The organism is Proteus hauseri ATCC 700826 (genome assembly GCF_001654965.1).
In the GTDB taxonomy this organism is placed as follows: domain Bacteria; phylum Pseudomonadota; class Gammaproteobacteria; order Enterobacterales; family Enterobacteriaceae; genus Proteus; species Proteus hauseri.
Genome location: NZ_LXEV01000021.1, coordinates 127,944 through 152,395, shown reverse-complemented (window position 1 = coordinate 152,395; position 24,452 = coordinate 127,944). Strand labels below are relative to the sequence as shown.

The window sequence follows — 24,452 nt, the reverse complement described above, 5'->3', positions numbered from 1 at the left end:
TGAAAAACACCTTCACATTAAATATCAATAAATTACAAGTTACGGGTTTTATTTTCACATATCAACACAGGCTAGAATATGACAAACCATAACAAATAAATCAATATGAACGCGCATTCACATTCCCACTCTGCTATATGCCCTCAAATATTCTAGATGCCCTCAAATATTCTAGGGGCACATTTCTATTACTCTTATTTTTTTCTTATAGATAGAGAATGCTCTAGCATTTCTATACAAACAAAAATGCATCGAATATTAGGAATATTTTTACAATATGCTCAAATAGTTTTATCTCATTAAATTCAGATAATTTTATTGCTCACAACTCTTCGTCATAAAAAATTCACAAAAATACGAGTTTTATGGTTATTTAATGCCATATTTTTTTTGAGTAACAAAATCTGGCTCTCTCCAATTAGGGCCTTTAATTGTTAGCCCCTTATTATCTTTAGCTAATTTACCTTCCTGTAAAAGCTTACCCATTGTTTTTATAAGTATAGCTTTTTCAACAACTTCAAATTTATATCTCACATAACAACGATCAATGCTTGGGTACGTCGTTTTTGGGGCAAAATATAGAAGCACATCTTCTACGCTTTCATTTTTATAAATACTTTCAACATCAATCATTATCTTATTTCCTGAGATTCTGTTCATTAATATGATAATTTCACCATTGCGAGATTACTTAGGTATTTTTCATAACTCGCTAATATTGAAGGATTAATAAGCCAAGTGAAATAGCTTATCAATTTATAGTTTCAATGATTTAAATAGCCTTTTACACAAATAGTTATGATCTATTGTTAATTTTTGCGACAAAAGACGACAATTTACTTAACATTTATTGAAATACATGATGTTATCTTACTTCATGCTGTTATCGGATGAATATTTTCATACAGAGATAACTTGACTTTCTTGAAATGATATTGATAATCATTATCAATTGAGAAATTCCACTGCAATGATAAGGCAATAATAATATGGATATATTCCGCTCTGTTAATAAATTTTCACTTACGGCTGTATGTCTCTTAGCATCCGTTTTTTTACTCACACCTGCACAAGCAAAAGATAAGCTTAAAGTTGTCACTACATTTACGATAATTCAAGATATTGCTCAAAATGTAGCGGGTGATGCTGCAATTGTTGAGTCTATTACCAAACCTGGTGCGGAAATTCATGATTACCAACCAACACCCAAAGATATTGTAAAAGCACAAAAAGCTGATCTTATTTTATGGAATGGTTTAAATCTTGAACGTTGGTTTGAGCGCTTTTTTAATGAATTGCGTAATGTACCCGCTGTTGTTGTAACCGAAGGTATTACACCAATGGCTATTCGTGAAGGTGCTTACAAAAACAACCCAAATCCACACGCTTGGATGTCGCCAAATAATGCATTAATTTATATTGAGAATATACGTAAAGCATTAGTTGAACATGACCCTGAAAATGCCGCAATCTATAATCAAAATGCGGCACGTTATGCTGAACAAATAAAACAACTTGACGCTCCATTAAGAGAAAGATTATCCCGTATCCCACAAGAAGATCGTTGGCTAGTCACCAGTGAAGGTGCCTTTAGTTATTTAGCTAATGATTATGGTTTTAAAGAAATCTATTTATGGCCAATCAATGCGGAAGAACAAGGTACACCACAACAAGTTAAATATGTTATTGATACTGTAAGAAAACATAATATTCCCGTTGTTTTCAGTGAAAGTACTATTTCAGATAAGCCGGCAAAACAAGTGAGTAAAGAAACTGGAGCAAAATACGGTGGTATTCTTTATGTCGATTCCCTTTCTGCCGAAGGTGGTGATGTTCCTACTTATATCGATTTACTGAATATCACTGTCGATACAATTGCTAAAGGATTTGGACAATGAATCAAAAAAAAACTAATCCAACACTGACTGTTGATAACGCAACAGTAACCTATAACAACGGACATACTGCAATTTTTGACGCAAGCTTTTCTATCACTGGCGGCACAATTTGTGCCCTAGTGGGTATTAACGGAAGTGGTAAATCAACGCTTTTTAAAACCATTATGGGATTAGTTAAACCCTCTAAAGGGAAAGTCACACTAAACGATAGCCCTATACAACAAGCGTTAAAACAAAATATGATCGCTTATGTTCCACAAACTGAAGAAGTAGACTGGAATTTTCCAGTGCTCGTTTCAGATGTCGTTATGATGGGACGTTACGGGAAAATGGGCTTTTTTCGCATTCCGTCAAAACATGACCATGAAGTTGTTGAAGCCTCATTAGAACGAGTTGGCTTATCGGGTTTAGGTCATCGTCAAATTGGTGAGCTTTCTGGTGGCCAGAAAAAACGTGTTTTCTTAGCTCGAGCAATGGCACAAGAAGGCACCGTTTTACTTTTAGATGAGCCCTTTACAGGTGTTGATGTTAAAACAGAAAACGCCATTATTGAGCTATTACGTAATTTACGTGAAGAAGGCCATTTAGTGTTGGTTTCAACCCATAATTTAGGTAGCGTACCAGAGTTTTGCGATCACGTTATTCTTATTAATAGAACAGTACTTGATAGCGGACCAACAGAAACTACATTTACACAAAAAAATCTGGAACATGCCTTCGGTGGTGTGTTACGTCATATCAGCTTATCTGGGCCTGATTTGCATGACGATGATGATCCGCGTTCTCTTACCGTCATTACTGATGATGAACGCGCTGCCGTTTTCTATGGACATAAAGAAAAGCATACGCCAGCACATCAAAGTCAGCGCAAGCAAGGAGATTAGCCATGCTAGAATTACTCCTACAGCCATTTGAATATAACTATATGGTGAAAGCCATTTGGGTAAGTGCGTTAGTTGGCGCTGTTTGTGCCTTTCTGTCATCGTATCTTATTTTAAAAGGCTGGTCGTTAATGGGAGATGCCCTTTCCCATTCTGTTGTTCCTGGTGTTGCAGGTGCCTATATTCTGGGTTTGCCTTATGCGGTTGGTGCTTTTTTTACTGGTTTACTGGCTGCATTATCCATGACATTTATTCGCCATATCACACGATTACGTGAAGACGCGGTGATTGGGTTTATTTTTTCTACTTTTTTTGCCTTTGGTCTGTTGCTGGTTTCGCTCAATCCGACGTCAGTCAACGTTCAGACCATTATACTCGGAAATATTTTAGGTATCGCAGATGAAGATGTATGGCAAGTTGCCATTATCACTGGTGTCTCATTTTTAGTTCTATTTTGTATTTGGAAAGATTTATTAGTGGTTTTCTTTGATGAAGTTCATGCTCGTTCTATTGGATTATCACCATTAAAATTAAAAATAATCTTCTTTACCTTATTAAGTGCTTGTACCGTTGCTGCACTTCAAACTGTTGGTGCCATTCTTGTTATTGCAATGGTTGTTACACCTGGTGCTACCGCTTATTTACTAACAGATCAATTTAAACGACTGGCAATAATTGCAATATGTATTGGCACATTTACCAGTGCTTTTGGTGCCTATATTAGCTATTTCTTTAATGGTGCAACGGGCGGTGTTATTGTGACGATGCAAACAGCCCTCTTTTTATTAGCCTTTTTATTTGCACCTAAACACGGCATGTTGGCTGCACGCCGTCGTGCTCGTCAAAGTTCACAAGCGCTGATCTCTCAATCTAATCAGAGCAATGAGGTGCAATAATGAACGAATTAGTCGAGTTTTTTATCGAGCCTTTTCAATACCCATTTATGCAACGAGCAATAATTGCAGCCATTGTTATCGGTATCGCTTGTGCTATTTTATCTTGCTATATGGTGTTAAAAGGCTGGTCGTTAATGGGAGATGCTATTTCTCACGCCGTTCTTCCCGGTGTGGTATTAGCTTATGTAACGGCTATCCCATTAATTGTGGGCGCATTTCTTTCTGGATTATTTTGCTCATTCGCGACAGGATATTTAAAAGAACATAGCCGAATTAAAGAAGATACTGTAATGGGTATTGTATTTTCGGGAATGTTTGCAGTTGGTTTAGTTATTTTTGCCAGTGTCGATACCGATCAACATTTAATGCATATTCTGTTTGGTAATATTTTAGGAATTACGCCTGATGTTTTACTTCAAATTAGTGTTATTTGTTTAATTACCATTACTATTATGATCGCGAAACAAAAAGATTTTATGCTTTACTGTTTCGATCCTAATCAAGCAAGAATTATTGGCTTACCTGTAACACTATTGCATTATGGCTTACTGTCTATTTTAGCCCTTACTATCGTTGCATCAATGCAAGCAGTGGGGATTATTCTGGTTGTTGCAATGCTTATTTCTCCAGGAATTACGGCTTATTTATTAACACGCAGTTTTTCACGGATGATTATGCTAGCTGTTAGTTTTTCTGTTGCTTCCAGTATTATTGGTACTTTTGTCAGTTTTCATATTAATGGTGCAACAGGCCCGTCTATTGTGCTAACGCAAGCTGTATTCTTTATTATTGCGTTATTGTGTAATCAGATTAAGCTAGCAAAAATAAAACGGCAAACAAAACCCGCTAATGCCTGATAAAATTCTTTATCTATTAAAAAACGGGATAATCATCCCGTTTTTTAGCTTTATTCTTTATTGGTTTAATTAAAGTGTTATTGTCATAATATAAAACATCGCTCGTTACTATTTGGGTCTACTAAGTAAACAACTTTGCGAGGTGTAATCTATGTGGCAGAATGTCGGCCGTTTACTGGAATCAAATTTAGGATTTTCAGCAAAGATAACTGAAAAAATTCACCTTTCTAGTGGAGATATTCACCATACATGGAAAATTCTTTATGGTAATACTCCCGTTTTTGTTAAATCTAACTTACGTGAATTTCTGCCTAATTTTAAAAATGAAGCAGAGCAACTTGAAATGCTGGCAAAAAGCCAAACCATCCGCACTCCTCGCATTTTAGGCATAGGTAACAGTAAAGATGCCAGTTTCTTACTACTTGAATATCTACCCGTTCAACCTTTTACCGCTCATAGTGCATACTGTTTTGGTCAACAACTAGCTCGTTTACACCAATGGGAAGATCAACCCAGTTATGGGTTTGATTTTGATACTCAAATAGATACAACACCTCAAATTAATAGCTGGGAAAAACGCTGGAATCATTTTTATTCTGAAAAGCGTATAGGTTTTCAATTACAACTGGCATCAGAAAAAGGCATGATTTTTGGTGAGATAGATGAAATTATTCAAGTTGTTAATCATCGCCTTGCTGATCACAATCCACAACCCTCGTTACTTCATGGAAATCTATGGCCCAAAAATTGCGCTGCGATTGATCAATCTGAAGGCACCGTGTTTGATCCTGCCTGTTATTGGGGAGATCGTGAATGTGATATTGCGATGCTTCCGCTTTGTACTCAGGTACCTGGAAATATTTTCGATGGTTATCAGAGTATCTGGCCATTATCTGATAAATTTTTATTACGTCAGCCAATTTATCAGCTTTATTTCTTCCTCAATCGTTGTAACCTATTTGGCGGTGATGATAATTATATTGAAGCCAGAAAAATCATTGATGATTTGTTAGCTTAATAGCGTTTTCCTTAAAAAATATAACCTCGCCAATTAACCGTATGCGAGGTTTATTTTTCCATCTATTTATTAAAATATGGGCCTTCCTAACCCAAAAAAAGATATTTTTCTACCGCAATAAAACAACAGCGTGTTACCAACCTAAGAATTTCAGTAAAAAATAACCTATCGCGATAACAATAATAGGTGAAAGATAAAGCACCATAATTTGTGTAAATATTGTATGCCGAGGCAGTTTAATGTTCTGTTGTAATTCCTCTGCGGTTACACCACTTTTCATCGCCCGCTCAAGAATAAGTTGATCTTGTATATTTTCTTTTAAATACTTTACTTGTCGATACATTCTGATCCCTGAAGCACTGAATGCCAATCCAACAAACATTAAAGCAAAAATAACAAAAAAAGTGATATTGGCTGAGCTAAAGCCCATTTGTGTATCAGGAATTGGCGAGTTATGCCAAAAAAAATTAAGAAATGGCGTATTAAATTGCACCATTTCTGCTAATACACGAAAAAAATCATTAATAACCGCATTAACACCTTCACCAGTAGCACGCGGCATCGCAGCTAATCCAATCAAAGATATCGCGGTAGAAATAAAAGCAGGAATAAAAATAAGCCAACCAAACACTCGTTTTAAAATGGCATATAACCCTGCATATTGATAACTCATCACACCCTCACTAGTAGAATTGGTCAATATTTATCTATTTATCGTAGTCTAATTAACGGCTAATAACGCAATAAATTAATAGTACCTATTCTTACTATTTATTTTCAAAAATAAATAAGAAACTGATTAAAAAGATTTTCCTAGTAACTCTTGATACAATCGCGTTTCATCAACATAGACCTTATTTTGGAGAGTAACATGTCTTTTAAATTCCCTATTGAAGCTGCTATTTTTGATATGGATGGTTTATTAATCGACTCTGAACCATTTTGGCAGCAAGCTGAACATGAGGTCTTTGCTGAGTTAGGTGTCGATTTAACGTTAGCACAACACATGCCCGATATGGTTGGCTTAAGAATAAACGAAGTTATTGATATATGGTATAAAGCATCACCATGGCAAGGTGTTTCAAAACAAGAAGCAAAACAAAAAATGGTTTCTCGTGTTGTTCAATTAATTGAAGAAACAAAACCACTTTTGCCCGGTGTTGAGCATGCGTTATCTCTTTGTAAATCATCAGGGTTAAAAATTGCATTAGCGTCAGCATCACCTGACTTTATGCTTGAACGAGTCCTTGAATTATTTAATATTCGCCATTACTTTTCGGCTGTTATCTCTGCTGATGCATTACCACATAGCAAACCACATCCTGAAGTTTATCTAAACGCAGCTAAAGCACTTAATCTTGATCCTATTCACTGTGTGTCATTAGAAGATTCACGTAATGGCATGATTGCATGTAAAGGAGCAAGAATGCGCTCTATCGTTGTTCCTGCAAAGCAGCAATTTAATGAAAAGTGGTGGGGTTTAGCTGATGCGAAAATAGCATCACTCAATGACCTTACTAAAGCTGATCTATTAGGCTAACATTTCAAATATAGAAAGGGATCTCTAGCGATAGCTTTCCCTTTTATCTCTGATTTTTTTATACCAATTTTTTTACATTCAGTTCTTTATCCTAAATTTGATCACTTTTGAATCAATCAAATAAAATATTGCTGTTATTGCTTAATAATTAAGACAATTTTTATCTTTTATGTCTGTTAGTTGTTGTCGAAACCTTTTATACTTAATCACTGTATAAATGAACAGCAAACGAACAGAAATAGAATGACAGCTGAAGGACACTTACTTTTTTCTGTTGCTACACTGGTATTAGCTCAGAAACTTGAAATTACTCCCGTTCTCGCTCATGGTGATTGGTTTCACATGATCCCTGCTGTCTTATTGGGCTCGCTATTACCTGATTTAGATCACCCTGGTTCTATTCTTGGCCGATTATTGCGTATTATTTCAATTCCACTTTCAAAGCTTTGTGGCCACCGAGGTTTTACACATAGCCTGTTAGCCTTTTGTGGTTTAGCCATTTTATGGGAAATACAGATTTCTCCTCGCTTGGATATTTCGGCAGATGTTTTTCATGCACTATTACTTGGCTATTTAAGTCATTTAATTGCCGATATGCTTACTCCAGCAGGTGTTCCTTTTTTATGGCCGCTAAAAATACGTTTTGCACTGCCTATTTTAGGAAAGAAAAACAGTAAAAAAGGTGAACGATTTATTTCTGTGCTTATCCTTGTGGGCGCTCTTTTTCTACCGCCACATTTCACTATTAGTCTACCTTCACAAGTCAATAACTGGTTACAGATATACCACGACAAGCGCACGTTATTTTAACATACCCTGACAAAACCCTACGTTTATCTATCTATTTATAATTACTGACATCTTTTTATGCCCAGTTTTCTTGTCTTTATAACCAAATGACTATATAAAATAATAATTAATTATAAAAAGTTATTAACAATCCTGTTACCATATAGCGAATTGATGCCGTTATATCCTTTCTTATATTCTAAGAACTCATATCGCATACAATCGCTGAAATCATATAAATAAATAGAAATCTCGTTGGAGAGTTAAGATGAATTTTCCGTTAATCATTAACGTACTTGTCTTTGTGGTGCTATTACTCATCTTGGCTAAATTAAGCCAACGTCAGTGGAGCCTGTCAAAGAAAGTTATCGTTGGCTTAGTCTTCGGGGTGGCATTTGGATTAGCACTACACGCATTCTATGACTCACACGACCCTATAATCAAAGAATCTATTCTTTGGTTCAATATCGTGGGTAATGGCTATGTTCAACTATTACAAATGGTCATTATGCCATTAGTTTTTGCTTCTATTCTTAGTGCTGTGTCGCGCTTACACCAAGCATCATCACTAGGAAAAATTAGTGGATTAACTATAGGTACACTCTTATTCACTACTGCAATCTCAGCATTAATTGGTATTGTTATTGCCAATTTATTCGGTTTATCTGCTGAAGGCTTAATTCAAGGTGAACAAGAAGCTAAACGCTTAATTGCCATTGAACAGAACTATATTGGCAAAGTCTCTGATTTAACAGTGCCACAGCTGATTTTATCTTTTATCCCTAAAAATCCATTTGCTGATTTAACTGGCGCAAGCTCAACATCAATTATTAGTGTTGTTATTTTCGCTGTTTTCTTAGGTATGGCTGCAATAAAACTATTAAAAGACGACCAACCTCGTGGCGAAAAAGTTTTAGCTGCAATTGATTGCTTACAAGTATGGATAATGAAGCTAGTTCGCATCGTTATGGCATTAACACCTTATGGTGTAATGGCACTGATGACTAAAGTTGTTGCAAGCTCCAATATGCATGACATCATCCAGTTAGGTAGCTTCGTTGTTGCCTCTTATGTCGCCATTGCTCTTATGTTTATTGTTCACGGATTGCTTGTTGGCTTAACGGGTTTGAGCCCAATTAAGTTCTTTAAAAAAGCAGGTCCGTTATTAGCCTTTGCTTTCACTAGCCGCTCTAGTGCAGCAAGTATTCCGCTAAATATCGAAACTCAAACTCGACGCATCGGTATTCCTGAGTCAATCGCCAGCTTCTCATCATCATTTGGGGCAACTATTGGTCAAAATGGTTGTGCGGGTATTTATCCTGCGATGTTAGCAGTAATGGTAGCACCAACAGTGGGCATTAACCCATTTGATCCTCTATGGATTGCAACTTTAGTTGGTATTGTCACTATCAGCTCAGCAGGTGTTGCAGGTGTCGGTGGTGGTGCTACATTTGCAGCGCTTATCGTATTACCAGCAATGGGTTTACCTGTCACCTTAGTTGCGCTACTGATTTCGGTTGAACCATTAATTGATATGGGACGTACTGCATTAAATGTAAGTGGCTCTATGACTGCTGGTACAATTACCAGCCAAATTATGGGACAAACAAATAAAGACGTTTTCAATCAGGAAGAAGAAGCTGAATTAAGTATTAAATAATGCATTAGCTCCTTATTGTAATAAAAAGATAAAAGCCAGTTCACAAAATGAACTGGCTTTTTTTTGTATTTAAATTAACTTAATACACAGAGTTACATTGATACAAAACAATTCGCACTCTTACTAATTATAATAGGTCTCTATCTGTGCAAAAATTTATGCGGGTTTTACGGAAATTATATAAATATGAGAACAGTCAATATGATGCTCAACGTGCTGTATCTACTTATGACATCAGTACATTGTCAGAAAAGGAACAGAACACTTTATCCGAATTTAATTGGCAGCCAAATAATATTGCGTCTTTTCATGATCACGCAGATATCATCACTAAATTGCACAGTTTAAAAAACGAACCAACATTAATATTTCAACGCTGTCTAGATGCTTTTATTGCTGGTGTTGGAGGGAGTTATCCTCGGGGACGATCTGTATTAGGCGCCTATCATAAATTACAAACATTACCCTTACATGATTATTTAGAAAAATCACAATATGCCTGTTGCTGGATCTGTAGCGATTACAATAAACCTCAATATATTAATGATAGTTATTTTCAGTATTGTTTATATTATGGCAATTCCTATACAGGCAATACTCTATATGCTTACTTAAACCTAAAACATCTGCTAACAACAGACCCCGTTATACCAACAGATAATGATAAAAAGGTATTCAATCAATTACTAGATTTACTGCGTATAGCACCAGAAGACGAAACGCCGGGGTGTTTTGAAAAACGTTTAAATGAAGCCAAAATTATTTCTGGGGATAAATACACTAAACGCGGCATATTACAGTCTCTAGCATTAATTGGTGTGATACCAAATCAGTTTATTTCATTATCACTTGATACATGGAATAACTTTGGTGATATCACCATCATGGAACAACAACTAAAAAATACAAAAGGCCGTTCTGATATGGAAATGCCTTGGGCGGGTTGGAACGGTGCACTTAAAATTAATGAAGAGAAAGTGATTGTATACTTTGGCGATTATATAGACTAGTTTTTTTGCTTACTCTAAAATTAATGGCTAATTTTATATCTAATAAAAATTAGCCATTTGACTTTAGTTATATTCTTCTCGCCTGTAATTACACACCACTAAATTCCATTATCTCAATAACTAAATCATCATCTGGGAATATTTCTTTAAATCTGTTTATCGCATTTTTAAGCAAATTATTAGGGTTTGAATAATCCCTACTATAACGACCCGATTTTGAGTTAATATAGTAAACCTCATCTTTAATAAATAATTCACCAGCAATCCTTGCGGGCTTAAACCCTGTCAGGGATGGGTGACCATTATTATTTATCTCCTCCCCAATAACCAAGGCACCTTCGTCAGTAATCGCCCAAATCATAAAGGAATTTTCAATATTATTTTTTAAATCTGCGGTTATTTCTTTAAGTGTCTTATTTGTACGCCCATAATATATTTTAGAAGTTTTATTTCCTGTTATTTTACCACCTAAATATTCTTCTGGTTTTAAATAACTGGGAGCTCTTAATCGTCCATATGTTTCATCAAGGTAGTTTGTATAATTATAATCCATGGTCATTAAAAATGAAAAAAATGATACTATGAAGCTATTTTCTCTAAATAATGGGCTTGAATGGAGTATATCTTGTCTAGATGCTAATTTTTTCATCACATCTAATATAACTTTAGAATTATAATAATCTTTATATATAATTTCCGATACTACATCGCCTTGAGGAATGTCAGTTGCATCGAAAAGGATATCAAAAGAATCTTCATTATTTAATGAAAAAGATGCGACCCAATGATAGCAAGCATAAGATTGAGTCAAAAATTCCAATCTCTTTTTTTTACAATAATTGATTGCTTCTTTATGATTACTTTTATTAAAATCATAACATAATAACTCATTTCTTATTTCAGATATTTCTTTTAATTTTACTGAAAATTTAATTATTGGCAGAAATTTTTCTGATGAATTTGTATCTAATTCTATTTCTAATAATTTAGTATAGATAGATTTAATAAGACGACAAGTATTAATTGCTAACTCACTTGATAGTCTTACTTTTTTAGGTGTTATAGAGATAAGTATATCTGGTATGAAAATTTCATGTGCCTCTTCCCAATGTATTTCATCATTTTTTTCCTGAACGATAAATCCCCATTCTTCATCACCTGTTATTTTTTTCCTATATATTGCTCTAACAAAAGGACCTAAACGGTCATCATGAATATAGATTGCTCTACTCCGACCTCTTTCTTTGTATCCTAAAATAGTTACTGTATAATCATTTTTTCTAACATAATTCCCATTAGTAATATCATATATTGTTCCCCTTAATAGCAATGGGATCTTACTATCAATATGAGTCTTTACTATTTCATGAAATTCATCAATTTTTAATCTATTAGCCTTAAAAAGGTGATGCTTGATTTTTTCAATATCAATAGACCTTAACATTTGTTTTGTTGTCAATGAAGTGTTAGGAAAACTATTATTCGAATTATTTATATGATTAATTGCATTTATAGTAATTTCACTACAAGAAGGAATAGAACGTATATCACAATAGTTTAAAGCATGTAAAGAAGACCAAATAGCTGTTGTTGCATAGGCGGCAACTACCATATCTTGTTCTTGAAATGCAATCGATTTTACTTTTAATGGAATACCAAAGAGATCAATACTATATTCACGAAGAATACATTTTTTATCATTATTTTTTATTAAACTTGGATAAGGTATTAAACATGTTTTACCAATAAAAGTTTTTGGTAATGGTTTAATTATCATAAACCCAAGATAACTTTGTTGTAGAAGATTATGTTTTTCACTCTCCATTCCATTTTCCAAATAATCATCTATTGTCTTATGATCTAGCTCAGAAGAGAAGAAATGAAGTCGTGACGTTTTGTATCCTTTATTATTAAACCCTTTCACATAATATTGTTTATAATCTTCTAAGTAATCTTTATCAATATATACAGGTTCAAGCAAAACAGATTTACACTTTATTTCTGTAAGGTATCTATAGATATAATCAATTTGTATTTTTTTATATATGTCAGGAAACTTTGAATTAAAACATTCCTTAATTAGATTACTTAGTGTCTGTTTTTCAAATCTACAAATAAGATAAGGAGTCATAGTAAAGAGTTTTCCCTAACATATAAAATAAAAAGAGCAACTATAAAATTGCTCTTCAAAAAGGTTTGGAGTTATTTATGCTTCATAAGCTTTAGAAAGTAGTTGTTCATCAACCAATCGTTTCTTTGATTCCAACTTGAATTTATTTTCTTCTATTTTAAGATGTTCTTTCAGCTGAGTAATTTTATCTTCTGTAAGAATCATCTCATTTGCAGCTTTAAGCAAATCGAATGTAGCCATTTATTTTTCCTCCAATATTCTCTCTTAGTATACTTGGTTTTCCATTACCATCAACCGACTATTTTCACATAGAAGCGTTTTCATATATCTAATGCATCATATTAATTAATATATTATAAGTAAAAGCGCCAGATATATCTCAGTATCTGGCGCTTTTATTTTAGCTAAGCATTAGAGATGTTTTATCTCTAACGTTATCATTTATCTTACTTCAGATACTCACCGCTACGTAATGCTTCGATGCGTTTATCTAGTGGTGGATGTGAAAGAAATAATTCGCTAAATGATTTATTACGGCCATTGATGCAAAATGCCATCATACTGCTCTCTTCTTGTGGCTCATAGCTGGTTTTTAAACGTTGCAATGCTGCAATCATTTTTTCACGGCCAACAAGTTTTGCCGAGCCAGCATCAGCATGGAATTCACGGTAACGAGAAAACCACATTGTGATGATACTTGCTAAAATACCGAAGACAATCTCCAGTACCATTGATACGCCCATATAAACCCAAGGGTTACCATTGCTACTTTCACTCTCGTCATCGTTAGAGATAAAGTTAGCAACAAATTGCGCAATGATCCGAGAAATAAAGATAACGAAAGTATTCACCACACCTTGTAGCAAAGTCATCGTTATCATATCACCATTAGCGACATGGCTAATTTCGTGAGCAATAACTGCTTCGGCTTCATCGCGACTCATGCTAGCAAGCAAACCCGTACTTACGGCTACCAGCGACGCATCTCGGCGAGCACCTGTTGCAAACGCATTAATATCCGGTGCATCATAAATCGCAACCTGAGGCATTTTGATACCAACTTGCTCAGACTGACGTTTCACGGTGTTTAATAACCAACGTTCAACTTCAGAAGTCGGATTTTCAATAACTTGACCGCCAACTGAACGTAATGCCATCCATTTTGACATCAGCAGCGAAATAAATGCACCACCAAAACCAAACAAGCCCGCCATGATCATTAAACCTTGAACACTGCGACCTTGAATTCCAGTTAAAGATAAGATAATCCCAAAAACAAACATAACGGCTAAGTTTGTTAAAAGGAATAATGCAATTCTCATCATATTGATACTGTTCCTATTTTATCTAATTGCCACATTACAAATTACCCTATAAATAAGGCTTTTTTTAATTTTATCAAGTCTTTTAACTTATTTATGACTAAAAACATTATAACTTTACATTTTCATAAAAAAAACCAGTAATTGGTTGCCTAACTATAGGGAAGTACTTCAAACTTAAGCTCAAAGTGTAACTAAAATAAATATTATTTAATTTTTGATTCAAGTACATGTTTATCATAATGCTGATGAATTATTTTAATAATATTATATCAATGCATCATTACCAAACAGGTATGATTTGAGGGCAAGCGAGTTCTCATTGATATTCAACCGCTTGTTTTATTTGCTGAAGTGCCTAACTTACCCACAACTTATTGCGCAATAGGTAATGCAACTTTTTTGTGTTATTAAGCTCAAGAGATTAATTCAAGAAGATTTCTGGTAACATCGTTTAATACTTCGATAGTTGGCTCGTCATAAAAAGGCTGTTATCGACTAGCGTTGTGAATATTATGACTTCCTATAATCTAATGTATCTCTAATCTAATGTATCTCTGTATTTTTGTGCACAACTTACAAGTAATGCAAGTCATGCACTTGATACAAAAAATAAAACGTACTGACGCTATAAACTACATTTTGAAACGATATGTCGTTGTCATAGAACCTGATAATGAGTGTGCACGTTGTGAGTGACCATCATAAAGTTTCGGTGTGGAGTAATCATTTTCTTGCTGGTGATGCCAACCAATACCACCACTTAAAGAAATAGAAAGATTAGTTGTCGGTTTCCAATAACTAAATAAACCAAACTGACCTTGCTTTAATCTCTCACCTGAATAGCTAAATTCACTGTAGTTAGTACGCGCACCAACAGAAAACGCTTTATTCACTCTATACTCTGCTTCTAATGCCCCCATAACTTCACCATCGCGCACATAGTCAATATCTGCATAAGCTGGTGAATTAAAACGCCCACGGGTATTACCAATTGGGTTACGTGCAAATTGGCCAACACCATTTGCTTTTTCAGCATCGGTATAAGTCACACCTGAACGTAGTGTCCACGGTGATTCTGGAATACGCCATTCCATAGTACCCGCAAAGTGCCATGCATCATTATCAAAGTTACGTTTACCCGCATTGGCATTACTTAATGTACGTTTTCCATCACTACCATAATCGTGATAATAAACAACACCACCAATAGTAACGTCTGAAGTTAATTTATATTTTGTTTCTAAACCTTGTTGACGGAATAGATCATCCGCTTGACCGTAGAAATAAAATACTTTTAGCGGTTTGGAGTTGTAATTAATACCACCCGTAATGACATGGTCAACATTGTGTCTAACGCCATTTCCATCACTGAAATACATTCTGTCGGTATTTGGGCTATCACGACGCATCACTTTACCATCAAGATACAGTAAATCTAGGCTCCAATCACCCATTGTAGTTGTAGTAGCATAACCGTTATAACTGTTTAATGAGAGGCGCTGTGAGTTAGAAAAAATACCAGTATTTTTCAGGGTAAACCAACCTGCTTTACCGTTAATTAAAACAGGATCTAAATCTAATTTAATTTTTGCGAAGCGTTGACCAATTTTGTTATAACCTTTTGCTTCACCATCATCATTAAATAATATTGCACGAGAGGCGAAGTCTTTACTTGCCCCTAATTTGATAGCACCGTAATAAGAAGCATCAAAACCGATAATGTCACCAAAATAACCTGATTTGAAATCTACTTGGAAGTTTTGCCCCCATGCATTAGCAACTTGCTTTTTGTAGCGTTGCGCTTCTTTATCAAAACGGTTTTCTGTCTTGAGATATTTCCACATATTAATTGTAGAAAGCTCAAGTTCAGAATCGGAAATAAATGAGTTTTCTTTGATTGTATTTTCCCAATTTCCTGCATTGGCAGCACTTACGGCTAGGAAACAAGGAGAAAACATAAGCAATACTATTCTTTTTACTTTCATTTTAATTCAGCCTGGTTAATAAATATTTGAATTAATTTATATTGGCTTATATTCAGCGAGCTCAATAAAGCACCATTTTTATATTTAGCTAAAAAGTAACCTGTACTTAAATCTTTAGTTACATCAATCTCAAACAATAAAATCATTTTTTGGGCATAAAAAACCCAATGTGACTATCTCGCCACATTTATATTTACTTATTTTTTCGCCATAGAAATCTTTTAAGCAAATTGTAGATTACTTGCTATTTATTCGTTATTTCTTACGAGGAAAAGCTGATCCTAGAAATATAATATCTTAGCTATTACATACTGCTTTGATAATACATTTTTAGAATCATCGAATAAAAAATATTCATTATCTAGGTTAGCTTTTTAGTTGTTGCGATGGCCTGTCAAAGTGTCACAAATTTTCATAATCTGTATGCTATAGTAATTTTATGTCAATTTAAGCGATCATTGTCACAACATATTACACTTATTACAATAAAGAAATCTTAAAATGTGACTTACAACACAATAAAGGCTGGTTGATTTTTTATTCTGTTTACCAGATAAACCTACTTTTTCCTCACCACTTGAAGAATTCATCAACGAAGAAATCAACTTAGTCTCTTTTTTATAGCTCACAAAACTTAGCCTGAACATCAGCCAATATTTATACTCGTGTTTATTTATTATTCTAATATTGGTATTAAATCTTTAGTTTCATTTAATTATCAAATATAACAATGTTCCTCACTTATTACATATTGATGCGATTATGATATACAGTCAGATATATACCTTAAACATTAATAGATAGCTCTATCCATTCAAATATTTATAGTGTATTCAACTGAAAATACACAGTTAGTTATCTCATTTCAAATTCATATAGGTTTTCAATATAAAAAAAGTATTTAAATCAATATTTTTAAAAGTAGACTTTTAAATTTAATTCAAAATATATTTCGGGTTAAAAATTAAGTGATATAACATTGAATTTAACTATCTCGATATTATAAAAAATAACGATATGTATGAATAGTCATTGTTCTTCCTGATGATTTGACATTGTGGATAGCTAAAATCTATTAAAAAATAATGTAACAACTATATGTCGAGACGATATACCTACATTCTTAAGATTACTCACCTGAAAGATATGGATTAACAATAATAATTTTTATATCTCAATTGTATTCGGATATAAAAAACCCCCAGTAATTGGTTATCCAACTATTGGGGGTTGCTTCAAGTACCCATTTTTATGAAGTACTTGTTTTTACGACTAAATAATTTAATTTAATAGCTTTTTAGGCTTGATCATTTGAGAGAGATCCACCGCTATTTTAGCGGTTTCATCTAAATAAGGATCTGGGCCTTCATAATCCTTAGGCAGATCATCAAGCGATTTAAGTAGTGGCTTACCTTCTTCTTTAAAACGCTCATTAAGGCGATTTAACTTGGTATCCTCTAGCTCTTTGTTTTCTTTCTCTCTTTCTGCAAAGTTAAGAACAACATATTTATCTTCGTTCTTCGCCTTAGCTTCGTTGTAGCGCTTAATATCATCAAAGATATAAGAGAACTCTCTGTCACCCGCAATACGCTTAGCGTGTTGTTCTGTCAGCGAAGCTAAAGATGATTTTATCTTTTCTGAATAATCAGATAACTGATAGCTTGCAGGAGAAATACTATCCCACGGCATTGCATTATCTTCAAAGCTCTCACCCATTTCCGAGCTATCAAAACTTGGCAGCAATAGATCAGGTGTCACCCCTTTAAGTTGAGTACTACCACCATTAATTCGATAGAATTTTTGAATAGTATATTGTACTGAACCTAAACCAGGCCAATCAGGGCTTAACATTTGATCGTAAACACGAGTTAATGGGCGATATTGTTGAACCGTTCCTTTACCAAAGGTTTGTTCACCCACAATTAATGCACGACCATAATCTTGCATTGCAGCTGCAAAAATTTCAGAAGCGGAAGCACTAAAGCGGTTAACGATAACCACCAGCGGCCCTTTATAATAAACAACATCGTCACGGTCGAAATCTTGGCGAACTCGGCCATTGTTATCTCGCACTTGTACGACAGGACCACTAGGAATAAATAATCCTGAAAGTGAGATTGCCTCTGTTAACGCACCACCACCATTACCACGTAAATCAATAACTAATGATGAAACATTATCTTTAGCCACTTTTTGTAATTGCGTTTTTACATCGTTGGTTAATCCAACATAAAAACTAGGAATATCCAAAATAGCAACTTTTTCACCATTAATGACTTTTTCAGTCAATTTAACCGCTCTGTCTTCTAAACGGATTTGCTCTCTTACTAAGGTGATCGTTCTTGGTTTAGCACCTTTTTCATCAGAGAGGACTTCCAGTTTAACTTGGCTACCTTTTGGTCCTTTAATTAACGCGACAATATCATCAAGGCGCCAGCCAACAACATCGACCATCGGTTTATTACTTTGTCCAACAGCAATAATTTTATCACCGACTTTCAGCTCTTTACTTTTCGCTGCGGGGCCACCAGTAACCATTGAATTGATCATTGGGTAGTCATCATCCATCTGCAATACAGCACCGATCCCTTCTAATGAGAGGCTCATTTCAGAATCAAAGGCTTCTGTATTTCTTGGTGACAAATAACTGGTGTGAGGGTCTATTTCACGGGCAAATGCTGTCATGATAAGCTGAAAAACGTCTTCACTTTGGCTTTGTGTCTGACGACGCATCGCTGCTTTATAACGTTTAGTCAGGGTTTCTTTGATTTCACTGTCACTTTTGCCTGACAGTTTCAACGTTAACCAATCATATTTTACTTTTGCATCCCAAAGCTTATCTAGTTCATCTTGGGTTTGAGGCCAAGGCGCTTTGGTTCTGTCTAATTCAAATTTATCTTGTCCAACTAAATCTATTGGTTTATCTAAACGATTTAAAGCATATTGAAAACGTTCAAAACGTCTTTTTTGAGCAAGATTGAACAAGTTAAATAACGGTTCAAGCTCGCCCGATTTTAAATATTCCCCTACTTTGGCTTTATCTTTATCAAATTGGGCAATATCTGACGCTAATAACACGTTATGGCTATAATCTAATAAATTAAGATAACGATTAAAAATCTTTTCTGAAAAACTCGCATCAAGCGAGAACTGCCGATAATGAGAACGTTCAAAACGAGAAGTGACTCGTTCGCTCACAGTAGAGTGTTGTGGCTCTTGTTTTAGCATCGGTAACTGATCTATCGTTGCTATTGCAGAGATGGCTGGTTTCTCAGCCATCACAACAGAAGTGCCTGTTAAAGTTAATCCAATAACAAAAGCCACATTTAAAAGTTTGTTCATGCTCTGGTTGGCCTCCGTATCAGAACTTTAAATGTTCCGTGCGTACATTCATTGCCAAACCGTTAGGCAATTGTACACGTACACCCTCTTTCGCTATCTCTAGCACTGTCGCATCCATCACGCTGCTGCCGACGTTAACTTTCAGCGCCTGACCCACAGTAAGTACTGAGGTATCCTTCACTGGTATTAACTTTTCGATATTTTCACGTGGTGCCTTGCGAGGCGCTGTAGAAGCTTGCCTTTGAGGGCGGGGCTGCCGTTTTTCACCTTCTTTAGGTGGCTGACGACGAGGATTTGGCTTTTTCGCTGCCGGACGCTTACTGGTCTCCTTATCACCTTCAGCTTCGCGTTTTTTAGCGCGTTGCTCTGCTCGTTGAGCTTGAACGCGAGCTTTCGCTTCTGCTAATTGTGTACGAGCATGTTCTATATGCTCTGCTTCCAGTTCGCCGCAGTCATTACCGTCTAAATCGACACGTTTTGCACCTTCTTTAACACCATAAAGGTAGCGCCAACTTGACGTATATAAGCGTAATGCCGAACGTAATTGTGTCTTACTCAGTGAAGTCTCATCTTTTAGATGCTCAACGAGATCTTGAAAAATGCCGACTTTCAAAGGGCGAGCTTCACCCTCAGCGATAAAACACTTAGGGAAACGTTCCGCTAAAAAAGCGATGATATCTTTACTACTGTTCAACTTAGGTTGATTTTCCATGAAATTTCCTGATTACAACGGTTTTGCCAACCAGCGCAGGCATGAACAAGCGACATTATAATAGTGTTGCCAACAATTTCTATGGCAAACGCCTGTTAACTTACACAAAATTCACAATATTTTGCTGTATGACAAGTTTTTAAGTGCTCGCAGAGCACGTCACACAAGGCTTTAAGCCCATTTTCATCTTTTTTATCAAAACGATCAAAAATAGGACTATCAATATCGAGAACGCCGATAATTTGTCCATTTACTTCTAAAGGTAGAACAATTTCAGACTGACTTGCACTATCACATGCAATATGTCCACTAAATTGATGTACGTCACCCACTCTCAAAATTTTGTTTTCTGAGTATGCACTACCACATACTCCTTTTCCAAAACCAATTCTTACACAAGCGATTTTACCTTGAAAGGGGCCAAGAACTAATGAATCACCATCATTAAGATAAAACCCAACCCAATTTATCGAGTCTAATTTCTCGTAAAGAAGCGCGCTGGTATTAGCAAGTGATGCGATGAGATCATTTTCACCAGACAACAAGGCTGACAAATTATCAGTGAGTTCCTGATAAAAAAGCGATTTTGGCATCATTAAACCTTATTTGCATAACTAAAATAGATAACATAACTCGTAATTTAGCCTATTTCACTCTGAGGTTGAATACACTGTTTTTAAGAATCGAGCAAAAAAACGATAAAATACGCTTAAGACTCACAAAAAAAATCAGACACTTATTATTGTAAAATAAAAAGCGTAAATATAATAAAAATGATAAGTTGTGAAGCTGTGAGTATAGATACTTTTTTTTAGCTTAATCAAACGATAAGTCTGAATAAATACAATATAGGCGATTTAATGAGCACCCTATCCAAAATGGAGACAAAATCTATTCGCTGTCAGGAATGTGATAACTTAGTCACACTTCCGCTTGCGCTTAAACGCGGCGAAGACGCATATTGTCCACAGTGCCAAGCAAAACTTGCCTCTTATCGTGATTGGTCACTGACGCGGCTATTAATTTTATCAATAACGATGCTAATACTTGCATCAATCGCATTCACACAACCTTTAATCAAAATTCATCTATTAGGCACAATGATCTCTACAAATGTGCTTGATGGCATACGTTTAATGTCAGAACAAGGTGATCCACTTACTGCGGCAATGGTCGCATTTTGCGCGGTTGCTGCCCCTCTTAGTCTTCCTATTGCTATTTTGTACCTTCATCTGGGTGCTCGCTTACGCTTTAATCTTCGCCCTATTCTCTTAATGTTGGGCAAATTAAAAGAGTGGGTTATGTTAGATGTCTATCTAATCGGTTTAGGTGTGGCAACAATTAAACTTGGTGATTACTCCACGGTTTACCTTGGCGATGGTCTAATCGCATTTATTGCCTTGATGTTGTTAAGCCTACTAATGCTCATTAACATCAATATGGATCAATTATGGCAGCAGTTTTATCCCCAAAAAGAAGTAAAAAATAGCCCTGCAACCTGCCATGCCTGTCATTACCATTTTAAAACGATGCCTTCCTCACATTGTCCGCGCTGCAAATCATGCTATTTAGCGCGCCAACCTATGAGCTTACAAAAAACATGGGCTGCGTTAATTGCAGCAATGATTTTACTGTTACCCGCCAATCTATTACCGATATCTATTTTTTATCTTAATGGCCAACGTAACGAAGATACTATTTTTTCCGGTGTTATTGCTCTAGTTAATTCTGGCAATACCCCAATAGCAATTATCGTCTTTATCGCCAGTGTATTTGTGCCATTTTTTAAGATTATTATCTTGCTAGGTTTGCTTCTCACTATTCAATTTAACGCTAAAATTCACCCTTTACTTAGAATGAAGTTGTATCGCTTCGTTTCTTGGATTGGGCGTTGGTCAATGCTAGATCTATTTGTCATTGGTTTGATGATGTCATTGATTAATCGTGATCAACTTATGACATTCACAATGGGCCCTGCGGCTTTTTATTTTGGTACTGCTGTTATTCTGACTATCCTTGCCGTTGAATGGTTGGATAGCCGTTTATTATGGGATACTTATGCAACACGAAGAAAACGATGCTCAGGAAGCACAAGCCGAGATACGCCGCAAGCGTAAAATTTCGACTTTTTGGTTACTCCCTGTTATCGCCATTTTTATTGCGAGCTGGTTGCTTTTTCAGCACTGGCAAGATAAAGGCGTACAAATTACAATTGATTTCCAATCTGCCTCAGGAATAGTCTCAGGCAGAACACCGATTCGCTACCAAGGTGTTGATGTTGGTATTGTTAAGGATGTGACATTAAGTGATGATTTGCGCCGTGTCATTGTCACCGCTAATGTGCGCAAAGACGTTGCGACAGCCTTGAGAAAAAATACTCAATTTTGGTTAGTAACACCCAAAGCAAGCCTGTCTGGTGTTTCTGGTTTAGATGCCCTTGTTGGGGGTAACTACATTAGCATGCTACCGGGTGATGGCGAAAAACAGCTCACATTTGTTGCCCAAGAAGTGCGTCCTCAAGCTAATATTGATAAAAACCAACAATTGATTACCTTAACCGCCGATAACTTAGGATCGTTAAATGTAGATTCTCAAGTTTATTATCGTAAAGTGCCTGTAGGTAAAGTTTATAGCTATGCCATTCGTCCCGATAACCAAGGTATTTTTATTGAATTAAGTATCGATAAGCAATACTCGCATCTTATTCGACAAGATAGTCACTTTTGGAATGTGTCTGGTTTTCAAGGAAGCTTTGATCTAAAAAGTGGTGTTTCTGTTAAAATGGAAAGCGTTTCTGCTTTGGTGAATGGCGCCATTGCTTTTGACTCTCCCGAAAATAGCCCACCAGCACAAGAAAATCAGCAATTTGTATTGCAGTCAGCGACTTCTATTGATGCAGGAAAGGCGCTTTATGGCGAAGATGGTTTAATCCTTTCATTAACCAGTGAAGAAAGCTGGGGTGTTGATGCAGGACAGCCTATTCTCTTTAGAGGCATAACCATAGGTCAAATAATTCAGCGCAATATAAGTGATGATGGTGTTATTTTTGATGCCATTATAGCCCCCGAATATAAACACTATATTTATCAAAATAGTAAATTTGTTGCTAATAGTCGTATCAATGTCAATATGGGCTTAAATGGCATTGATATTCAAGGTGCAACACCACAAGAATGGCTTGAAGGTGGTATACATTTAATTCAAGGTGATAAAGGCAAACCTATCGAACAATATCGTCTATACCGTAATGATTTTTATGCTAAAGCAAGTATTGATGGTAATGAATTGCCCGTTACATTAACGTTAAAAGCCTCTAGCCTACCGGGTATCCAAAAAGGCTCTGTCGTGCTTTATCACCAATTTCAAGTCGGCGAAATTACTGATGTCCGACCTTTAATAAATGAGTTTGATATTGATGTTTATATCTCTAAACAATATCGCCACCTTCTTACTGAAAAAAGTGTTTTTTGGACTGAAGGTGCAGCAAAAGTCTCATTAAATGGTGGCGGACTTACTGTTGAAGCAACACCATTGAATAGAGCCCTTAAGGGTGCTATCAGCTTTGATAACTTTGAAAATATTAATAATAATGCTTCACGTTATAAGCTTTACCCTTCAGAAACCAGTGCCCGTGCAATTGGTGCTCAAATCACGTTCAAAACCTATGATGCAAGCAAGCTTTCAGAAGGAATGCCTATTCGCTATTTGGGTATTGATATTGGACAAGTTGAATCATTGGCTCTTTCTTTTGATAGAAAAGCAGTGAACGTTTCTGCCGTTCTCTACCCTGATTACGTAAAAGCATTTGCTCGTTCTGGTAGTCGTTTTGCTGTTGTTACACCCGAACTAACAGCATCAGGGTTAGATAATTTAGACTCTCTTATTCAGCCTTATATTAAAGCAGAACCTGGTAATGGCGGCGTTTATCGACAGTTTGAATTACAAGCTGCTAATATTACAGACTCTCGTTACCTTGATGGCTTAAATTTAGTACTTAACGCTACAGAGGCAGGTTCAGTGCAAATTGGCACACCTATCTATTATCGCGGGCTTGAAGTTGGTGCGGTAACTGGATTAGAACTAGGAAATATGTCTGATAGAGTATTAATTCATATTAGAATTAGTAAAAAATATCAATATCTTGTTAGAAATAATACCGAATTTTGGCTCTCTTCAGGCTATAACTTCTCCTTTGGACTTACTGGTGGCGTTATTCGTAGTGGTACATTTAAACAATTTATACGCGGTGGAATTACATTTGCAACACCGCCATCTACACCATTACAAGCAAAAGCTAAACAGGAACAGAATTTCATTTTAAATGCAAAAGAACCTAAAGAGTGGGATGAATGGGGAACTGCGATACCCAAACCATAAAAATTAGGTAACTCAGGCTTATTTCAACCAA

At 35.7% G+C, this 24,452-nt stretch carries 20 protein-coding genes; 11 read left to right on the top strand and 9 right to left on the bottom strand.

Going from position 1 to position 24,452, the window contains the following annotated elements; genetic code table 11:
* Positions 1 to 369: 369 nt before the first annotated feature.
* Complete coding sequence (locus tag M997_RS08570; RefSeq protein WP_064719703.1) at positions 370 to 633, bottom strand: hypothetical protein; 264 nt, start codon at positions 631 to 633, stop codon at positions 370 to 372.
* A 356-nt stretch (positions 634 to 989) separates the two neighbouring features.
* On the opposite strand from M997_RS08570, the gene M997_RS08565 reads away from it, so the two are divergent.
* The 5 genes from M997_RS08565 to M997_RS08545 all read left to right on the top strand — a co-directional run bounded on the left by M997_RS08565 (position 990) and on the right by M997_RS08545 (position 5,550).
* Positions 990 to 1,898 (top strand): metal ABC transporter substrate-binding protein, encoded by a 909-nt coding sequence (locus M997_RS08565; RefSeq protein ID WP_064719702.1) that lies wholly within the window; start codon positions 990 to 992, stop codon positions 1,896 to 1,898.
* A complete protein-coding gene (locus M997_RS08560) occupies positions 1,895 to 2,782 on the top strand; it encodes a manganese/iron ABC transporter ATP-binding protein (RefSeq protein ID WP_064719701.1) in 888 nt (295 codons plus the stop codon). The genes M997_RS08565 and M997_RS08560 overlap by 4 nt, the downstream gene beginning before the upstream one ends.
* Before the next feature lie 2 nt (positions 2,783 to 2,784).
* Entirely contained in the window at positions 2,785 to 3,675 is an 891-nt protein-coding gene (locus M997_RS08555; RefSeq protein ID WP_064719699.1) for a metal ABC transporter permease, read from the top strand.
* The gene (locus M997_RS08550) at positions 3,675 to 4,532 is read left to right on the top strand and encodes a metal ABC transporter permease (RefSeq protein WP_064719697.1); all 858 of its coding nucleotides are present in this window, start codon (positions 3,675 to 3,677) and stop codon (positions 4,530 to 4,532) included. The genes M997_RS08555 and M997_RS08550 overlap by 1 nt, the downstream gene beginning before the upstream one ends.
* 151 nt (positions 4,533 to 4,683) lie before the next feature.
* Complete coding sequence (locus M997_RS08545; RefSeq protein WP_064719695.1) at positions 4,684 to 5,550, top strand: fructosamine kinase family protein; 867 nt, start codon at positions 4,684 to 4,686, stop codon at positions 5,548 to 5,550.
* Positions 5,551 to 5,683: 133 nt separating this feature from the next.
* On the opposite strand, the gene M997_RS08540 is transcribed toward M997_RS08545, so the two are convergent.
* Positions 5,684 to 6,223, bottom strand: a complete 540-nt coding sequence (locus tag M997_RS08540) for a YniB family protein (protein ID WP_064719693.1) — start codon at positions 6,221 to 6,223, stop codon at positions 5,684 to 5,686.
* Between the two features lie 198 nt (positions 6,224 to 6,421).
* Here M997_RS08540 and hxpB point away from each other — a divergent pair, with 198 nt between their 5' ends.
* From hxpB to M997_RS08520, 4 genes are all read left to right on the top strand, one after another.
* On the top strand, positions 6,422 to 7,090 hold the full coding sequence (hxpB, locus tag M997_RS08535) for a hexitol phosphatase HxpB (RefSeq protein ID WP_064719691.1): 669 nt from the start codon (positions 6,422 to 6,424) through the stop codon (positions 7,088 to 7,090).
* A gap of 243 nt (positions 7,091 to 7,333) precedes the next feature.
* Complete coding sequence (locus tag M997_RS08530) at positions 7,334 to 7,900, top strand: metal-dependent hydrolase (RefSeq protein ID WP_064719689.1); 567 nt, start codon at positions 7,334 to 7,336, stop codon at positions 7,898 to 7,900.
* Between the two features lie 247 nt (positions 7,901 to 8,147).
* The gene (locus M997_RS08525) at positions 8,148 to 9,539 is read left to right on the top strand and encodes an L-cystine transporter (RefSeq protein ID WP_064719687.1); all 1,392 of its coding nucleotides are present in this window, start codon (positions 8,148 to 8,150) and stop codon (positions 9,537 to 9,539) included.
* A gap of 158 nt (positions 9,540 to 9,697) precedes the next feature.
* The gene (locus tag M997_RS08520; protein WP_064719807.1) at positions 9,698 to 10,549 is read left to right on the top strand and encodes a hypothetical protein; all 852 of its coding nucleotides are present in this window, start codon (positions 9,698 to 9,700) and stop codon (positions 10,547 to 10,549) included.
* 88 nt (positions 10,550 to 10,637) lie between these two features.
* On the opposite strand, the gene M997_RS08515 is transcribed toward M997_RS08520, so the two are convergent.
* The 7 genes from M997_RS08515 to M997_RS08490 form a co-directional block, all read right to left on the bottom strand.
* Positions 10,638 to 12,680 carry a hypothetical protein gene (locus M997_RS08515; RefSeq protein ID WP_064719686.1) on the bottom strand — a complete coding sequence of 681 codons (2,043 nt, stop codon included), beginning with the start codon at positions 12,678 to 12,680 and terminating at the stop codon, positions 10,638 to 10,640.
* 75 nt (positions 12,681 to 12,755) lie between these two features.
* Positions 12,756 to 12,920: a hypothetical protein gene (locus M997_RS17460; protein WP_156510816.1), complete on the bottom strand. Its 165-nt coding sequence runs from the start codon at positions 12,918 to 12,920 to the stop codon at positions 12,756 to 12,758.
* 206 nt (positions 12,921 to 13,126) lie between these two features.
* Positions 13,127 to 14,005, bottom strand: coding sequence for a protease HtpX (htpX, locus tag M997_RS08510; RefSeq protein WP_064719685.1), 879 nt, complete (start codon positions 14,003 to 14,005; stop codon positions 13,127 to 13,129).
* Between the two features lie 632 nt (positions 14,006 to 14,637).
* Positions 14,638 to 15,990, bottom strand: coding sequence for an OprD family outer membrane porin (locus M997_RS08505; RefSeq protein ID WP_064719684.1), 1,353 nt, complete (start codon positions 15,988 to 15,990; stop codon positions 14,638 to 14,640).
* A gap of 1,281 nt (positions 15,991 to 17,271) precedes the next feature.
* A complete protein-coding gene (gene prc, locus M997_RS08500) occupies positions 17,272 to 19,332 on the bottom strand; it encodes a carboxy terminal-processing peptidase (protein ID WP_064719683.1) in 2,061 nt (686 codons plus the stop codon).
* A 19-nt stretch (positions 19,333 to 19,351) separates the two neighbouring features.
* Complete coding sequence (gene proQ, locus M997_RS08495; protein ID WP_064719682.1) at positions 19,352 to 20,044, bottom strand: RNA chaperone ProQ; 693 nt, start codon at positions 20,042 to 20,044, stop codon at positions 19,352 to 19,354.
* A 95-nt stretch (positions 20,045 to 20,139) separates the two neighbouring features.
* Positions 20,140 to 20,637, bottom strand: a complete 498-nt coding sequence (locus M997_RS08490; RefSeq protein ID WP_064719681.1) for a GAF domain-containing protein — start codon at positions 20,635 to 20,637, stop codon at positions 20,140 to 20,142.
* Between the two features lie 267 nt (positions 20,638 to 20,904).
* Between M997_RS08490 and yebS the strand changes: the two genes are divergently transcribed.
* Both yebS and M997_RS08480 read left to right on the top strand, forming a co-directional pair.
* Complete coding sequence (yebS, locus tag M997_RS08485) at positions 20,905 to 22,161, top strand: membrane integrity lipid transport subunit YebS (protein WP_064719680.1); 1,257 nt, start codon at positions 20,905 to 20,907, stop codon at positions 22,159 to 22,161.
* Entirely contained in the window at positions 22,103 to 24,421 is a 2,319-nt protein-coding gene (locus M997_RS08480; RefSeq protein ID WP_064719679.1) for a PqiB family protein, read from the top strand. The genes yebS and M997_RS08480 overlap by 59 nt, the downstream gene beginning before the upstream one ends.
* Positions 24,422 to 24,452 lie beyond the last annotated feature (31 nt).

What these genes read in the sequence shown, in the direction of transcription:
- M997_RS08565 (WP_064719702.1), top strand. Translation starts at nt 990, where the DNA reads ATGGATATATTCCGCTCTGTTAATAAATTTTCACTTACGGCTGTATGT.
- M997_RS08570 (WP_064719703.1), bottom strand. Translation starts at nt 633, where the DNA reads ATGATTGATGTTGAAAGTATTTATAAAAATGAAAGCGTAGAAGATGTG.
- M997_RS08520 (WP_064719807.1), top strand. Translation starts at nt 9,698, where the DNA reads ATGCGGGTTTTACGGAAATTATATAAATATGAGAACAGTCAATATGAT.
- proQ (WP_064719682.1), bottom strand. Translation starts at nt 20,044, where the DNA reads ATGGAAAATCAACCTAAGTTGAACAGTAGTAAAGATATCATCGCTTTT.
- M997_RS08555 (WP_064719699.1), top strand. Translation starts at nt 2,785, where the DNA reads ATGCTAGAATTACTCCTACAGCCATTTGAATATAACTATATGGTGAAA.
- M997_RS08490 (WP_064719681.1), bottom strand. Translation starts at nt 20,637, where the DNA reads ATGCCAAAATCGCTTTTTTATCAGGAACTCACTGATAATTTGTCAGCC.
- prc (WP_064719683.1), bottom strand. Translation starts at nt 19,332, where the DNA reads ATGAACAAACTTTTAAATGTGGCTTTTGTTATTGGATTAACTTTAACA.
- M997_RS08540 (WP_064719693.1), bottom strand. Translation starts at nt 6,223, where the DNA reads ATGAGTTATCAATATGCAGGGTTATATGCCATTTTAAAACGAGTGTTT.
- hxpB (WP_064719691.1), top strand. Translation starts at nt 6,422, where the DNA reads ATGTCTTTTAAATTCCCTATTGAAGCTGCTATTTTTGATATGGATGGT.
- M997_RS08550 (WP_064719697.1), top strand. Translation starts at nt 3,675, where the DNA reads ATGAACGAATTAGTCGAGTTTTTTATCGAGCCTTTTCAATACCCATTT.
- M997_RS08545 (WP_064719695.1), top strand. Translation starts at nt 4,684, where the DNA reads ATGTGGCAGAATGTCGGCCGTTTACTGGAATCAAATTTAGGATTTTCA.
- M997_RS08560 (WP_064719701.1), top strand. Translation starts at nt 1,895, where the DNA reads ATGAATCAAAAAAAAACTAATCCAACACTGACTGTTGATAACGCAACA.
- M997_RS08480 (WP_064719679.1), top strand. Translation starts at nt 22,103, where the DNA reads ATGCAACACGAAGAAAACGATGCTCAGGAAGCACAAGCCGAGATACGC.
- M997_RS08515 (WP_064719686.1), bottom strand. Translation starts at nt 12,680, where the DNA reads ATGACTCCTTATCTTATTTGTAGATTTGAAAAACAGACACTAAGTAAT.
- M997_RS08505 (WP_064719684.1), bottom strand. Translation starts at nt 15,990, where the DNA reads ATGAAAGTAAAAAGAATAGTATTGCTTATGTTTTCTCCTTGTTTCCTA.
- htpX (WP_064719685.1), bottom strand. Translation starts at nt 14,005, where the DNA reads ATGATGAGAATTGCATTATTCCTTTTAACAAACTTAGCCGTTATGTTT.
- M997_RS08525 (WP_064719687.1), top strand. Translation starts at nt 8,148, where the DNA reads ATGAATTTTCCGTTAATCATTAACGTACTTGTCTTTGTGGTGCTATTA.
- yebS (WP_064719680.1), top strand. Translation starts at nt 20,905, where the DNA reads ATGAGCACCCTATCCAAAATGGAGACAAAATCTATTCGCTGTCAGGAA.
- M997_RS08530 (WP_064719689.1), top strand. Translation starts at nt 7,334, where the DNA reads ATGACAGCTGAAGGACACTTACTTTTTTCTGTTGCTACACTGGTATTA.
- M997_RS17460 (WP_156510816.1), bottom strand. Translation starts at nt 12,920, where the DNA reads ATGGCTACATTCGATTTGCTTAAAGCTGCAAATGAGATGATTCTTACA.